This is a genomic window from Rhizobium sp. GCM10022189, assembly GCF_042656325.1.
Taxonomy (GTDB): Bacteria; Pseudomonadota; Alphaproteobacteria; order Rhizobiales; family Rhizobiaceae; genus Rhizobium.
The window spans coordinates 76,574-92,373 of the sequence record NZ_JBHSOR010000003.1 but is presented as its reverse complement, the minus strand read 5'-3'; the positions used below and the strand labels follow the sequence as shown (position 1 = coordinate 92,373).

Sequence of the window (15,800 nt, the reverse complement as noted above, 5' to 3'; positions counted from 1 at the left end):
GTCATGACTGTTCGATTTGCTCCGGGCGACCTCGTCGAAGCCCGTGGAAGGGAATGGGTTGTGCTTCCTTCTCCGGATGAGGGCATTCTCAACGTCCGCCCGCTGCTCGGGTCAGAGGAAGATACACAGCGTCTTGTCCTCGCCCTTGAGCGAGAGCCCGTCAAACCGGCGACGTTCGCCCTCCCGGGCAACGATCGAATCGATACTCAAGATGGAGCCAGGCTCCTCGCGGATGCATTGAGGCTATCCTTACGACGCGGGGCCGGTCCGTTCCGAAGCGCCGCCCATCTAGGAGTTGAGCCACGTGCCTATCAGCTCGTCCCACTTATGATGGCACTCAAGTTACCCACGGTTCGTCTCCTGATCGCCGACGACGTGGGTATAGGCAAAACCATCGAAGCCGGTCTGATCGTACGCGAGCTCCTGGATCGCGGAACAATCGATCGTTTCACCGTCATTTGCCCTCCGCATCTCGTCGAACAATGGGTCTCCGAGCTTGCCGAAAAGTTCGATATCGATGCTGTGGCAGTCACCTCAGCTCGCGCCCGCAGCCTCGAACGGGGTTTGCCGGCCTCGCAGAGCCTGTTTGAGGCTTACCCCTTCACGGTCGTCAGCCTTGATTACATCAAGGCGGATGGTCGCCGTGATGATTTTGCGCGAGCCTGCCCGAACATGGTGATTGTCGACGAGGCGCACACCTGTGTCGGCGGAGAAAAGGGCAGACACCAACGCTACGAACTGTTGCAGCGTCTCGCCTCAAGCGATGACCGACAGCTTTTGCTGTTGACCGCGACACCGCACAGCGGGGACGAGGATGCGTTCGATCGCTTGCTGAGTCTCGTCGACAATGATTTCGCAAATCGTCCCTCGGCACACGACGCCAATGCCCAGGAGCGATACCGACGTCGGCTTGCTCAGCACTACGTTCAACGCCGACGGCCCGATATTATGGAGGGGGGCTGGAACGAGCAGCGCGCGTTCGCAAAGCACAAGAAGACCGATCTCGCCTACACGCTTGCGGGCGATTTTGCGGATTTTCAAGAAAAGGTTCTCGATTATTGCATGGCGGTGACCAACCGTGCGGGCGAGGACCAGGGGCGGCGTCGGCTTGCTTTTTGGGGAACGCTGGCGCTGATGCGATGCGTTGGCTCGTCGCCTGCGGCTGCTGCCAATGCTCTCCGCAACAGGTTATCAGGCATTTCAGATGCGGAGGCGATCGAGCCGGTCGTCTTCGATGAAACTGACGGATTGATTGATGAGAGCGATATCGAGCCGGGCACGCCCGACGCCGACAATGAGGAAACGAGAGCTCTCCACGAGTTGATCGGCTTAGCAGATGCGCTGGACAACAAGCGTGACCGTGATCCGAAGATCAGCCACATCAAGGCTATCCTGAAGCAAATTCTACCCGAGGGAGCAAAGCCTGTAGTTTTCTGCCGCTTCATTGCCACCGCCGAGGCCGTCGGCGAGGAGTTGCGGAAGTTGTTCCCGTCTCATCGTGTTGAGGTGGTAACGGGTATCCTTCCGCCGGAAGAGCGACGCGCCCGCGTCGATTCCATGGAAGAGCACGAGAAACGCATTCTCGTCGCGACGGATTGCTTGTCGGAAGGCATCAACCTACAGAGCCTGTTCAATTCCGTCATCCACTATGACCTTTCCTGGAACCCAACCCGTCATCAGCAACGGGAAGGGCGTGTCGATCGTTATGGCCAGAGATCGAAGGAAGTCATCTCGATTACTGTGTTTGGCGAGAACAGCGCGATCGACGGTGCGGTACTCCAAGTTATCAAGAAAAAGGCGGACGCGATCCAAAAGGCGACAGGTATCGCGGTACCGATGCCGGAGGACAGCGACGGGCTGACCGCGGCATTGATGCAGGCACTCCTGTTGCGGTCCAAGACGCCCCGCACTCAGTACAATTTCGATTTCGGTTCCTCCGTCAACCGGTTCGAAGCCAAATGGCGTGATGCCGAAGAGAATGCCAAAGCCAGCCGGGCGCGCTATGCACAAGGTGCCCTGAAGCCTGATGAGGTCATTCCGGAGTGGTCGAAGATGCGAGCGTTGAACGGAGGGCCGCAGGAGGTTGCCCGTTTCGCCGACCGCGCTCTCAAGCGAATTGGCTCGCCGATCGACCGAACCGGCAAAGTGCCGCAAGTCCATTTCCACAAGCTGCCCGACCGCCTTCGCGAGCGACTGGAACTCCGTGGTATCCGCGGCACCCGTCGCGTCGGTTTCACAGACGAACCCGAGCCCGAAACGATGTTGGTTGGCCGCGCCCATCCCCTTGTCGCGGCCCTCGCGGAGGGGATGACCGAGGGCGCATTGGACCCACGCTCTGCGACCTTCACGCCATTAGGGCGTGCCGGCGCATGGCGAACGAATGCGGTTACGGAAATGACGACCGTTCTGGTGTTGCGCCTCCGCTTCAAGCTCGTCACCAGTAGCAAAGCCAACCGACTCCTGCTCGCAGAGGAAGCGACCGGTATTGCATTTCCCGGAACGGAACTCGTTGCTTCGCTCACTGGTTCGGGCGCACTCGCTCTCCTTGAGCATGAAGCATCGGGCAACCTCGATCAGATGGCCATCCAGCGACAGATCACGAGGGCACTCGAGCGATATGCAATCTATGAACCTGCCATCGAGGGATTTGCCCGCTTGCGGGCCGACGTCCTTTCAGAAGACCATTTGCGGTTGACCGAAGCGGCGCGCGGCGGTGCGACGGTCGAGGTTCAGGCGGTCATGCCGGCCGACGTTATTGGCATCTATGTACTGTTGCCGGAGGGGGCATAATGGCGCGTCACGCCAGAAGATCGAGCGATATCGGCCTGTCGGCAATCAGCATAGAGGGCGGTCTCATCTCGCCGGCGCAGGTTGCGCTTGTCGCTGCCACCACGCCGGACCAGAAGGCTGCGCAGGATTACGGGTGCCCCAAGGGCACAAGCCTCCGCGACGAAATTACCCGCTACTTCCGCATAGCACAGGCCCATTGGCAAGGTTTTGCCCGGATCGAGCGGCCCAACAGCGTCCAGACGGCAGAGTTTGTCCGTGCACTCCTGGAACAGGGTTTCGGTTTCGACAAGCTCATCGGGCCGCGCCGGCATCATCTCGAGGAGCATGACTACCGCATTACATTCGAAGCGAAAAATGGACGCGTGCCGATCGTTGTTGCCGCTCCTTTGCCAGATGCGGATGCCTTCACCAAGTCGCTGCCCGAACTAGGCGATAACAACGGCGGCACGATCGCCCGCCGCTCTCCCGTCGTTCTTTTGCAGGACTGGTTGAACGCCAACGACAGGGTCCTTTGGGGCCTGTGCTTTGCTGGTGATCGCCTGAGACTGATGCGCGACAATGCCTCGATCACCCGGCAAGCCTTCATCGAAGCCGACCTTGGGGCGATCTTCCGCGATGAGATGTTCGCGGACTTTACCGCACTCTGGTTGCTCATTCATGCAACGCGCTTCGGCGCAGAAGACGCAGCTCCGGAAAATTGCCCGCTCGAACGTTGGCGGGTCGCCGGTCAGCAGGCTGGCACGGCCGCCCGTGATCGTCTGCGTGGAAACGTTGAGGATGCCCTGGTCGCACTCGGTCAAGGCTTCCTGGACGCTAATCCGGAATTTCGTACCCGGCTGGATAACAACGAAGTCCAGATCAACATCTGGTTCGAGCAATTGCTCCGGGTAGTGTATCGGCTCATCTTCCTTGCGGTCGCCGAGGATCGCGATCTTCTGCATCCCCGACAGGCTTCAGCCCACGTACGAGGTCTCTACCAGAGCGCCTATGGCTTTGACTATCTTCGTGAGCGCTCCGCGAGGCGCACCGCCCATGACCATCATCATGACGCCTGGGAAGGCATGCAGGTTGTGTTCTCCGCGCTCGAACGTGGTGAAAAGCTGCTCGGCTTGCCGTCGCTTGGCGGCCTGTTCGCACCGGAATTGACGCGCGACATCAATGCTCTGAAGCTCCCGAACAAGGCGTTTCTGGCCGCGGTCTTCCGGCTGAGCTATCTGGTCGATGACGGCCAGCGTGTGCGCATCAACTGGCGCGACATAGCGACCGAGGAGCTAGGCTCGGTCTATGAGAGCCTGCTCGAACTCGTGCCAATCCGCGAGAACCAGGGACGTACCTTCGCGTTCGCCGGCGGCGCGGAGACCAAGGGCAATTCGAGGAAGGTTTCGGGTTCCTACTACACGCCGGATACCCTCGTTCAGGCGCTGCTCGACACGACCCTCGATCCCGTGCTCGACAAGGCAGAGGCCGAAGGCGGCGCAGACGCTATCCTCAATCTTACCGTCATTGATCCGGCCTGCGGCTCGGGTCACTTTCTGCTAGGTGCCGCGCGACGCATGGCGACGCGCGTGGCGCAAAGCAGGAACCCGGATGCGCCGGATTACAACGCCGCCATGCGCGATGTCGTGCGCAATTCGATCTACGGCGTCGACCGCAATCCCATGGCCGTAGAGCTGACCAAGGTGGCGCTGTGGATCGAGACGGTCGAACCCGGCAAACCGCTCGGATTCCTCGATGCCAATATTCGCTGCGGCGACAGCCTGCTTGGAATCTTCGATCTCAAGGTCTTGGAAAAAGGAATTCCGGATGCGGCTTACAAGCCGCTGACCGGAGATGAAAAGGAAGCCGCAAAAGTTGCCGGCAAGGTCAACAAGCAACAGCGCGACTCGAGGAACTGTGATCTGTTCGGCCATGCAGATGCCACCGATCTCGCTGCCGCCGCGAAGAAGCTGCACGAGATGAGCGAGGAAACGCCGGCGCAATTGCGGGCCAAGGCGGAGGCCTTTGCAGCGCTTCATCGTGGCAAAGGCTGGTGGGCAAAGAAGACCGCCAGTGATCTGTACATTGCCGCTTTTCTACGACCAAAGCAGTTCCGCAAGTCGGCCATGACGACGTCGAAGGAACTCGATCTGGTGCCAACGACGCTCGATGTCCGAACCGCGCTTGCCGGCGGGCAGGGCAACCCTCAACTGACCGCAACCGCAATTGATCTCGGCGGCAGTGCCTACGCCTTCCATTGGCCGCTGGAGTTCGCCGATATCATGGCTGCCGGTGGCTTTGATGTCGTCATCGGCAATCCACCCTGGGAAGTTATGCAGCTCTCGGAAGAAGAGTACTTCGCCACCCGCGACGCCGATATCGCCGCGCTGGCCGGTGCCGCTCGAAAGAGGGCCATTGCTGAACTGACAAGGGCAAACCCGGAACTCCATCGATCCTACGAGCGGGCTAAGCGCACATTCGAGGCTGTCAACGAGTTTTCGCGGGAGTCTGGCCGATTTGATCTGACCGCACGCGGGAAGGTCAACACCTATGCGCTTTTTGCCGAGCATTTTCTTCGCTTGGCAAACAAGAAGAGCGGTCGAGCCGGCATCATTGTCCCAACCGGCATTGCGACGGATGCGACGACGGCACCGTTCTTCGGACATCTGGTCGAAACACAGCGACTAGCTGGTTTGATAGATTTCGAGAATAGAGAAAAGCTGTTCGCCGCAGTCGACAGCCGCATGAAGTTCTGTCTGTTGACCATCGGCGCGGGCGTGATGTCGGCGGAGTTTTCCTTTTTCCTCACTAACCCGTCGCAGATGGACGATGAAAGACGGCGCTTCCGCCTCTCGCCGGAGCAGATTGCCCGGATCAACCCCAACACCAAGACTGCACCGGTATTCCGATCAAAGCGCGACGCGGAATTGACTGCGAAGATTTATGGCCGCGTGCCGGTGCTGATCGACCAGAGCAAGGGTGCCGACGGAAACCCTTGGGGTATCGAGTTTCGACAGGGGCTGTTCAATATGACCTCTGATAGTGGCTTATTTCAAACCGCTGCTGATTTGGCCAAGGCTGGCTTCACGCGGGACGGAACCAATTGGAGGCAAGCCAATAAACGTTACGTTCCGCTATACGAGGCTAAGATGATACATCAGTTTGATCATCGTTGGGCTAGCTACCAGGGAACGGAGACCATCGATGTAACAGATATCGACAAACAGAATCCTGACTTCGAAGTTACCCCGCGTTACTGGGTTCCAGAAGAGGAAGTTGAAGGTAGGCTTGCGGTAAAGGGTTGGACTCGAAATTGGCTGGTGGGCTGGCGAAGAAATGCTCGCGCGACCGACGAGCGCACAATGATATCCTCCATCCTTCCGAGGGTTGGAATCGGCGATAGCATTTTTCTTCTCACTTCCGGCCAGTCACCAATCCTTATGGCGGCGTTGCTATGCAATCTGAATTCTCTCGTGCATGATTTTGTAGTCCGTCAAAAAGTCGGCGGCATCAACATGAGTTTCTATTTTATTGAGCAATTCCCAGTGCTTCCGCCATACTGCTATTCTGCAGAGGAACTTGACTTCATCAGGCAGCGTTGTGCGAAGCTTGTATCCACGACAGAGGCGCTAAAATGCTTCTCGTCTGATCTTGACCAAGGCGAAAGTACGGTTAGTTGGTCTGCTGGGACGCGTCATCGAATGCAGTGCGAGTTGGATGCGTTTTACGCCATTAAGTACGGCCTGACCCGTGACGAACTACGCTATATTCTCGATCCGGCCGAGGTCATGGGCCCAGACTATCCCACGGAAACTTTCCGTGTATTGAAAAACACTGAAATTCGACGATTTGATGAATATCGCACAAGCCACCTAATACTTGGGGCCTACGATCGTCTGGTAGCGAAATGACCGACGTCAACCAGCGCCTTTGGATTATCCCCATCGTAACGGAGTCTAACCTTCGGGACGCAGCCTTTGATCAGGGTTATCGCATCGGGCCTGAGCAGGCGGCCGGGTGGATATTTTTCCGCTCGGCGTCTGCGCCGGGCGAAATCGCCTTGGCAGCGGTGTCGGAGGCCGGACCATTCTTCCTGTCTGTGCAACACGCAGGTGCCGCGCGGGAAATGATCGGGCGCGGCTTTGATCAGGCCATACCATGCGCCAAGGGACATTCCGCGGCCTTCCTATTCACCGATCTCGAACAGCTCTATGCCGGGGTCAGCCAGGTCTACCGACTTTCGATGAGCCTCCCCACGCTTCCACTCGAGCGGTTTCACGAGGAGACATCCGAGCTGGGGGAAACCGAGGCGGAAGCGGTCACTCGCATTCGGATCGGCCAAAACATCTTCCGGGATGCGCTCATGGACTATTGGAACGGCGCGTGCCCGCTAACCGGCATCATCGACCGCGAACTCCTCCGCGCCTCGCACATCATTCCTTGGGCGGAATGCTCATCCGATGCCCTGCGCCTCGATGTGCACAATGGCATATTGCTGTCCTCTCTCTGGGATGCCGCGTTCGATGCCGGCCTGATCAGCTTTGGCGACGACGGCAAGCCCATTGCTTCCCCCGCACTGTCTGACATCGCCGCCGAAGAGCTTTCCCTTTCTACTGCCCCACCGCTCTCGCTGACGCCCGCCCATCGGGAAAACCTCGCCTGGCACCGGCTTCGTCGCTGGCGGGCCGATTGACAGGCTGATCCCATGGCATGGGCGACCATTGTTGATGACGCAACCTTTTGCTGTTCCAGAAAGTGAATCAAGCCTGTTTACAGATCACGCTGTTTTCTGGAAACATGCAAAAAATTTAGGCGCTTATTACGCGTCGGGGGGAACAGCTTAGGATGGAAGAAAGCAGGCCGATCATAGAAAATGCGGCGAGGACATCTCTCGACTGCATGCAGAAAATAGCGGGCAAGGTCGAAGCCGAACCTGAAGCATCGATACCTGAGGCGGGTGGACAGTTCGCTGTGGTTCATGCCTTCAATACGCCCAACCAGGTCAAGGAATACGCGAAAGTACGCCGTGAAACCACGGCTTCACTTGAGCGACTTCGCAAGGAGCCTATTCTAGCTCGCGTCGATTACGAGGACGAAGATGGCAAGCGCGACGCGATATTCATCGCACCGGTCGCGCCACCAGCGGGACTTGGCGGGCCGCGTGTTGCCAGCCTCAATTCCCCGGTCGGAAGCATTGCATCGAAAAAGCCGGGCGCTGAGTACACACTCAAGGTCGATGGGCGCGAACACGATGTTCTGATTACGGCCGTTACCAAGCTCTACCCGGAGAAGCACGCGAAGGAATGGGACTCGATAAACAGCCAGATCATCCTGCGGGATGATACTCGCACGATCCCCTCGCTGCTGCGCTATCTCAAGAGCAGCACATCCGGTACTCAGCCCGCTCAGGAACAGGAAGACATCCTGGCCCGAATTCTTGCGACAGCGGAGCAGGACTCCCTTGTTATCTCAGGCATTGTTCGCCCCGAGGTCGACGGCGTCACGTTGCGCCAGCAGCGCATCGTCGACGAATACCAGGATGAAATCTTCCGTATGCCGATCAATCGGAGACTGTTCCTCTCCGGTCCGCCCGGAACAGGCAAGACCACGACACTGATCCGCAGGCTGGGCCAGAAAGTCGATCTCAGCGAAGACGTGCTCTCAGAGACGGAGCGCGCGGCAATTCAGCGGGTTGGCGACCTTGCCGACCATCCAAGGAGCTGGATGCTGTTTTCACCGACGGAGTTGCTCAAGCAGTACGTGAAGGAGAACTTCGCGCGGGAAGGCGTGCCGGCATCCGAAGAGAACATCAAGACATGGAGCCAGTATCGGGTCGAGGTGGCGCGCGACTATCTCGGCCTCTTGAACACCACCAATCGCAAGGGCCTGTTTGTGCTGGCAAAGGAAAAGCCGGATTATCTGGCTGACCGGTGCGGATCATCGGGGGATGCTGCCTGGTATGATGCATTCCTCTCATATTTCTGGGATGCCTTGGGTGCAGACCTCGCATCCGAAGCTGATGCGCTCGCTCGCTCTCCCGATTCCTCGGTCGCCCCAGTGGGGACGAAGGTCTCGGGCATTCTCACCACGCAGAGAAGTGGGTTGGACGCTCGGGTGATCGTGGATTTGGCGCGGATTCGAGACGAATTGGAACAGACCGTCTCCAGTCTGCAGAAAGCGTTCGCAAAAGTTTCGGATGCGCTACTCAGAAGCATTCTGTTGTCAGATCAGCACTTCCTCGACAAGTTCGGCAAGGTTTCCGCGGACCTTCGCCGCGGTCAGCAAGAGGAGCCGGAGGACGAGGATACTGACGAGATTTTCGATGGTGATGAGGACGAAGAACCCTCGCATCCCACGTCGCAGACTGTCCAAGCGGCTTACGCGCGCTATGCGCAGCTCCTTCGAACACTTGCCAACGCGCGGTCAAACGGCAAGAAACCCGGTCCCAAAAGCTACGCTGGCAAGCTTGCTGCCTGGTTGGGCGACGAACGCCTTCCAAATGACGAACAGATGAAACAACTTGCGCAGATTGCGCGGTCGCAACGCCGGCTGCGCAAGTTCATGCGGCCTGACCGTCTCATCATGCGCTCGATCATTACGAAGTTCAGGAGCTTCCGCGCCGAGGAAGCCTCGTCAAGGGCTTGGTACACACAGGCTCCATCGTCCGCATCGGTGATATCTTGGCAAGAGCTCGATGTGCTGATGTTGGCGACGATGCGGGTCGGCGCGGAAGTCAGCAGCAACGTCGCTCGTATCCCGGATGCCGAGCCACCGAGCCGCGGCATCTTAGCTGACATCAAGACGCTCTACCGCAATCAAATTCTGGTCGACGAAGTCACCGACTTCTCTCTCATCCAACTTGCTCTCATGCACGAGCTTGCACATCCGAACCTGCACTCCTTCTTCGTATGTGGTGACTTCAACCAGCGTTTGACGGAGTGGGGAATAACCTCCGACCGCGATTTCGATTGGATCAGCAAAAGCTTCGAGCGACGGTCCGTATCGATATCTTATCGCCAAACACGCAAGCTGGTTGAGCTCGCAAGTGCTGTCACTGCGCTTGATGGAGCAAACCAGGAAGTGAGCCTGCCGGACTTCAATGACATCGATGGGATTGCTCCGGTATGGGGAGAGGGGCTTAGTACCGTCGAGGGGAAAGCTCGTTGGCTTCGGGCGCGTATTGGAGAAATCGAAGCTCGGGACAATCGGCTGCCATCAATCGCTGTACTGGTCAACAGCGAGGAGGACGTCGAGCCGTTGGCGCTCGAGCTCAACAAGATGCTGCACGACATCAACTACAGGGCCGAGGCTTGCAAGGATGGCAAGTCGATCGGGAGTGAAAAGACTATAAGGGTCTTCGACATTCAGCACATTAAGGGATTGGAGTTCCAGGCAGCATTCTTCATGGATATGGATAGTCTCATCCAGAAGAAACCTACTTTGTTCAACAAGTACCTTTACGTCGGCGCAACGCGAGCGGCTACATATTTCGGTCTTACCTTTACTGGTGAAGTTCCTCTGGAGATGATCCCGATATCCGAGCATTTCCTGGACAGCTGGGAAGGCTGAAAGCCGCGGACTGAACGCAATATATCCGGGGATTTTTGAATGCGGATTTCGACGATACTTGACCACATCGACAATGGTCACATGGCATTGCCAGAGTTTCAGCGGGGTTATGTCTGGAATCGTGACCAGGTCCGCGGCTTGTTCGATTCCCTCTATCGGCGGCATCCCGTCGGCGGCTTGCTCGTTTGGGCCACCGAGTCCAGGACCGCCGCTCATCGAGGCGAAGGGCCGTTGGCCAGTGGTGTTGTGAAGCTTCTGCTCGATGGGCAGCAGCGCATTACCTCTCTCTATGGCGTTGTGCGGGGTAGGGCTCCCAAGTTCTTCGATGGAAACGCGCAGGCATTCAGCGGGCTTTATTTTCATTTGGATACCGAGACCTTCGGGTTCTATCAGCCAGTGAAGATGAAAGACGATCCGCTGTGGATCGATGTCACGGAACTCATGAAGGCTGGAAATTCCGGTCTCGGCGCATATGTCGCCCGGGTTAGTGCGATACCGGCGCATTCCGCCAAGGTGGGCGACTATGTCGGTCGCCTGAGTAAATTGCTCGGCACGACGGATATCGACCTGCACATTGAAGAAGTGACCGGTGCCGACAAGTCTCTGGACGTCGTGGTCGATATTTTCAATCGGGTGAATAGTGGCGGCACCAAACTGTCGAAGGGCGATCTGGCACTTGCGAAGATTTGCGCAGATTGGCCTGAGGCCAGAGACACGATGAAAGCGAGATTGAAGGAATGGCAGGCCGCCGGCTATGACTTCAATCTCGATTGGTTGTTGCGCTCGGTTAATACGGTCCTGACTGGAGAGGCAAAGTTCCTCTACCTGCACGATAAGGGAGCGGACGAAATCGAGACGGCTCTCAAGCGCGCAACGAAACATATCGATTCCTGCCTGAACATGATCGGCAGTCGTCTTGGGCTCGACCACGACCAGGTATTCTTCGGCCGTTTCGGAGTGCCGGTCATGGTGCGATTTCTTGACAAGCATGGCGGTGCTCTGAACGAAAGGGATCGTGACAAGCTGCTATTCTGGTTCGCCCAGGCCGGAATGTGGGGACGTTTCTCAGGTTCGACAGAGACGGTGATCGATCAGGACCTTGAAGCGTTAGAAGGCACGGAAGGCGGGCTCGACAAGCTCTTGACGCAGCTGCGATTGTGGCATGGTGGGTTGCGTGTGGAACCAGCTCATTTTACAGGGTGGAGCCTGGGAGCGCGGTTTTACCCGGTTCTGTATATGCTCTCGCGGATGGGGCAGGCCAAGGATTGGGGTAGCGGACTGCCGTTGAAAGCGAACTTGCTCGGAAAAATGAGCAGGCTGGAAGTGCATCATATCTTCCCTAAGGGGCAGCTCTATAAGCGCGACGATTTGAGTTTCCGGCGCGCTGAAGTCAACGCATTGGCCAATTTCTGTTTCCTGACCAAAGACACCAATCTCCACATAAGCGACCGACTACCAGAAGAATATTTTCCTGAGGTCGAAAAGGCTCATCCGGGTGCGTTGGCATCGCAATGGATACCGGATGATCCGAAGCTATGGAAAATTGAAAACTTCCGTGCCTTCCTGGATGAGCGCAAGAAACTGTTGGCGCAGGAAGTCAACAAACGGATGGAGGAGCTCCTGCATAGTGATTTGCGCTGGCTCGAGGGAGCAGCTGCGCCAGTACCTGTCGCTGTGCCGGTCGTTGGTGGCATCACCAGTGAAGAGGAAGAACAGCAGGTTGAAGCTCTCAATCGTTGGATGGAAGAGCACGGCCTGCCGCATGGAATAGTCTCGTTTGACTTTTCGGATGCGGCAACCGGGGAGCAGCGGGCCGTATTTGATCTTGCTTGGCCGAATGGTATTCAGGAGGAATTGAGCCAGCCCGCGGCCTTGCTTCTCAACGAACCCGGCGAGGTGATCGCCATTGCCAGCCAGGCTGGTTACCGTTGCTTCCAGAGTGTTGCGGATTTAAAGAGATACATCGAAAGCGACATTCTCGCCAGCTAGGGTGCAGTTTGAGGGAGGTTTTCGGTAGGCTGTTTCGCTTCTGATGATCTTGCCCAGACGGGAAAGACGGCTCGCAATTTCATCAATAGACATGTCGCCGGACGCTGCAGTTGGGGCGGCGCTCGAAGCCTTTACACCGCCGCCTTCAAGGAGATCACGCGCCATGTGCGCTTGTCTTCCTTTGGATGTTTTCCGTAAACGGCCACGCCGACCACGCCCTCAATGGTACAGTCGACGGAATCGATCAAGGCAGGCGCGACGAAGGCGTCATCCACGAAAGCGAACCCCTTGGATTGCGGCGGAGCTGGCCATGCACGAGCTTGACGTCCTTGTCGGGCAGTTCGCTCGGCTCCACATTGAATGCATCCAGTCGATCATTCTTGGGGTTACGGACCAAGCTGAATCGAACGCCATCGCCAGCGCGCAGGGATTTGTCTGCCGGATCATTGATTGACCTTGCCCCCAAGTTTTATCTTCTCCCGATTTGCTCTTTTTATCCGAGAACACGGCCGAGAGATTCCTTCGCCGCTGCAAACAGCGATTCTAGGTAGTGTTTCTCCAATGGCTTCACGATCGCCGGACCTTTGGCGTGGTCCTTATTGTCGTTGCCCCCACGTCCGTCGACGCGTGTTTGCGGACGCTGCGCAAGCATTCCATGTGAATTGCCCTCTCGGACAGATTGATCAACAGAGTGTTGAGCCAACTAAGTGCCACACCTGTCACGGAGTCGACACCGAAATAAGGTCTGTTACAGCGAGATGTTACCGCCCAGCTCCCTTCAGGCGAGCGGCAAGGCTGCGAAGCTCGACTGCGACATTAGGGCCGAACAAAGTGTCACTTCTCCGGTTCTCCCCCAGGTCGTATAGCAGGTCCTGCATGGTTGGCCATCTTAGCCTACGTCCGCCTCCAGGGCCGGACCCTGCTGAACGCATGCCTCTCCCGTCCACGAGTTCGATCAGTTTGTCCTGCGCTTCGACCGAAAGTGGAAGCGCCGCGGATGAGTAGACAAATTGTTGGCCCGTCAGCTTGCCGATGTCATCAACTTCACGATCTGGTTCGAATTCCGGTAGCACATCGGGAACGCCTTTAATCAGATCAGGCTTCAATTCCTCGAATGAGCTCCAAAGATCACTGCCGATCGTCTCGCTGACTTCAGCGATCCACGGACTTGCCGAACCATGGAAGGACAGAATCAGTTCGCGCTTTGCTCGCGTCATCGCCACATATAATTTACAGGATGCGCGGTAAGCCTCTTCCTCAGGGGCGTCGAAGGGCGGCAGCACACCGTCTCGGCAATTCAAAATGATCAATACATCGAATTCATATCCCTTGGTTTGTTCCAGATCACAAAACACCAAGCGGTCGGTACTAGGATCATATGCGCCATCGAGAGCTGTTATGTTGCAATTGGCCGCATAGGCCTTTACGTCACGCGCAGAAAAGCCAGCGAACGCTATACACACGGTGCGTGCGGTGCTTTCGAGTGCTGTCTGCGCATAAGCTCGCGCATAGGCAATCTCCTCCTCCAGATTATCGGCCGCCAGTGCCATCGGCACCGATCCGCTGAAATTCGCAAATTTGGGGTCTAAGATTTCGAGGTCTTCGCTATCGAGCATATCCTCGCTGAGGTTCTTTCGAAGAACTTCGTACGCGGCTTTGAGAATTTCTCTGCTATTGCGGTAGTTCTTCTGAATCCGCTCGCGAGTGACCGAGTTTATGCCGGCTTCCGCGAGACTCCGGTGCTTGGGCAAGATTGTCTGGGCAATGTCTCCGCATAGAAAAATGTCATTTGCTCCGAAAGCCACAAGGCGACGGACTACGCTGAGTTCCGTGGTCCCGAAGTCTTGTGCCTCATCGACCAGTATATGTGTGAAGCGAGGCGAAATAGACGACAGATGCTTGGCGAGGGCTGCAGTCAGACCCAGATAGTCGATAACTCCGACGTCTTGCATTTTCCGCTCCCAACCCAACAGACCGTTGAGAACGTCAGCCCTGCGCTCGGGAAGAACAGGAAATTTTCGCCCGCGCCGTTCCAGGTTAAGGTAAGAGGCACGCTGTTCGGGTGTGACAGCACTTCTGATCCAGTCGAATTCTTCCCTTACGTACATCTCGCTGTTGACGCCCCTGGCGGTCAGAGACTTGTGCAACGCCAGAAGCACCTTGGCGGTCGAATTGTTCAGCCACTGGCGATAGTACTCGCGGAAGATCAGGTCCACATGCTCATCATGTTTCCAGGTGACGTCGACATAGAGCTTGTCGTTCTCTGGTTCGAATTCGTGCAGGAGTTTCTGTGCGAGTTCGAAAAAAGAAATGACCTCAATTCTCTCCCGCACCTCTGACTTTGTGCAGGCGGTTTCGATCAACTGTTTTAGCAGGCCTGCAAGGCTACGGTTCAACGTCAGTAGGAGAACGCGCGCAGAATCGTTCTCTGCCAGGCGCAAGGCGCGACGAACGGCAACGCAGGTCTTGCCCGCTCCTGAAACTCCTGACAACTGCGAGCTACCCTGATAGTCAGCGTTGACCACTTTTTCCTGCTCAGGATGCAAATAGAGAAACCATTCCTGCCAAGTAGAACGCCTTTCGAACGAGTTCAGCCACTCTTCATATGCAGGTGAACCTATACGCAGACGGCGAATATCTTCTCCGTCCTCGACTTCAAGAATTTCTCCTTCGTCGACGTCGTCGAGTCCGCTTATACGGCCGAGGCTGTAGTCGACATGATCCTGCGCTCCTTCGTAGTTTCCGGAAAGCAAGAGGTTAAAAACGGCATAAACGAGTTCCTGCCTGTCTTCCGGGACATCCGGTACGATCGCTTCGAGTTCCTTGGTCGTCGATCTGGCATCGAGTGCTTCAAGACGTCGGGCGACGCTACGGGGCAGGCCCTCGAGTACATGATCCATTCCCTCCTGGTCCAACCGATCCACCAACGGCGTGTCATGGTGCTCGGCACGGACACCATTCTTATGGGAAATCTCCTCGCCAGCGCCTGGTATGACAACAGCACGCCAATCGCGCACGCCTAACTTCAACCCCTTTTGTCCGTTTAGCCATTTTTCGGTGTCTTCGTGGTCACCAACGAACAGAAATGCACAGACCTTGTTGGTCTGTTGGGTGACTAGCCTCCAGCCGTCACCGAGGTCATATTTGACGGCGTTGGAGATACGAGTCTCACCGTGGTTTGTTACAGATATGCCCAAAAATGGATTGGGGTCCATTAGGCTGCCAAGTATTGCTTTGACCCTTACAGCCTTTTTGTGGCGCTGCGCGCCACCCACGAAGGCCTTGTGGAGCGCCTCATCGAACCTCTTCGTGGTGTAATAACTGATCGCGCCGGGAGTCTCCGTGTTCTTAACCTTGTTAATGACGTTCACGGTCGCCCCCTTCGCGCCTTTGTCCCTAACGAATTGTTTTGTAAGTTCATCTTTATTTTGCCACCGAAGGCACTTGCAAGCCCTGGTGGATAGAGAGCTAAACAT

General features: G+C 56.8%; 8 protein-coding genes. 6 read left to right on the top strand and 2 right to left on the bottom strand.

Features of this window, described 5'->3' with window-relative positions:
* Positions 1 to 3 precede the first annotated feature (3 nt).
* From ACFPWW_RS03980 to ACFPWW_RS03960, 5 genes are all read left to right on the top strand, one after another.
* Positions 4 to 2,790: a DEAD/DEAH box helicase gene (locus tag ACFPWW_RS03980; RefSeq protein ID WP_377310527.1), complete on the top strand. Its 2,787-nt coding sequence runs from the start codon at positions 4 to 6 to the stop codon at positions 2,788 to 2,790.
* Entirely contained in the window at positions 2,790 to 6,677 is a 3,888-nt protein-coding gene (locus ACFPWW_RS03975) for an Eco57I restriction-modification methylase domain-containing protein (RefSeq protein ID WP_377310525.1), read from the top strand. The genes ACFPWW_RS03980 and ACFPWW_RS03975 overlap by 1 nt, the downstream gene beginning before the upstream one ends.
* The gene (locus ACFPWW_RS03970) at positions 6,674 to 7,459 is read left to right on the top strand and encodes an HNH endonuclease (RefSeq protein ID WP_377310524.1); all 786 of its coding nucleotides are present in this window, start codon (positions 6,674 to 6,676) and stop codon (positions 7,457 to 7,459) included. Before ACFPWW_RS03975 ends, ACFPWW_RS03970 begins: the two co-directional genes overlap by 4 nt.
* Before the next feature lie 152 nt (positions 7,460 to 7,611).
* Positions 7,612 to 10,335, top strand: a complete 2,724-nt coding sequence (locus tag ACFPWW_RS03965) for an ATP-binding domain-containing protein (protein ID WP_377310522.1) — start codon at positions 7,612 to 7,614, stop codon at positions 10,333 to 10,335.
* 39 nt (positions 10,336 to 10,374) lie between these two features.
* Positions 10,375 to 12,324, top strand: a complete 1,950-nt coding sequence (locus tag ACFPWW_RS03960; protein ID WP_377310520.1) for a GmrSD restriction endonuclease domain-containing protein — start codon at positions 10,375 to 10,377, stop codon at positions 12,322 to 12,324.
* A gap of 131 nt (positions 12,325 to 12,455) precedes the next feature.
* On the opposite strand, the gene ACFPWW_RS03955 is transcribed toward ACFPWW_RS03960, so the two are convergent.
* On the bottom strand, positions 12,456 to 12,599 hold the full coding sequence (locus tag ACFPWW_RS03955) for a hypothetical protein (protein WP_377310518.1): 144 nt from the start codon (positions 12,597 to 12,599) through the stop codon (positions 12,456 to 12,458).
* Positions 12,600 to 12,634: 35 nt separating this feature from the next.
* On the opposite strand from ACFPWW_RS03955, the gene ACFPWW_RS03950 reads away from it, so the two are divergent.
* Positions 12,635 to 12,778 carry a hypothetical protein gene (locus tag ACFPWW_RS03950; RefSeq protein ID WP_377310517.1) on the top strand — a complete coding sequence of 48 codons (144 nt, stop codon included), beginning with the start codon at positions 12,635 to 12,637 and terminating at the stop codon, positions 12,776 to 12,778.
* 307 nt (positions 12,779 to 13,085) lie between these two features.
* On the opposite strand, the gene ACFPWW_RS03945 is transcribed toward ACFPWW_RS03950, so the two are convergent.
* Positions 13,086 to 15,695 (bottom strand): UvrD-helicase domain-containing protein, encoded by a 2,610-nt coding sequence (locus tag ACFPWW_RS03945; RefSeq protein ID WP_377310515.1) that lies wholly within the window; start codon positions 15,693 to 15,695, stop codon positions 13,086 to 13,088.
* Positions 15,696 to 15,800: the final 105 nt, after the last annotated feature.

Coding starts and splice junctions, on each gene's coding strand:
- ACFPWW_RS03980 (WP_377310527.1), top strand. CDS start 4: ATGACTGTTCGATTTGCTCCGGGCGACCTCGTCGAAGCCCGTGGAAGG.
- ACFPWW_RS03975 (WP_377310525.1), top strand. CDS start 2,790: ATGGCGCGTCACGCCAGAAGATCGAGCGATATCGGCCTGTCGGCAATC.
- ACFPWW_RS03970 (WP_377310524.1), top strand. CDS start 6,674: ATGACCGACGTCAACCAGCGCCTTTGGATTATCCCCATCGTAACGGAG.
- ACFPWW_RS03965 (WP_377310522.1), top strand. CDS start 7,612: ATGGAAGAAAGCAGGCCGATCATAGAAAATGCGGCGAGGACATCTCTC.
- ACFPWW_RS03960 (WP_377310520.1), top strand. CDS start 10,375: ATGCGGATTTCGACGATACTTGACCACATCGACAATGGTCACATGGCA.
- ACFPWW_RS03950 (WP_377310517.1), top strand. CDS start 12,635: ATGCACGAGCTTGACGTCCTTGTCGGGCAGTTCGCTCGGCTCCACATT.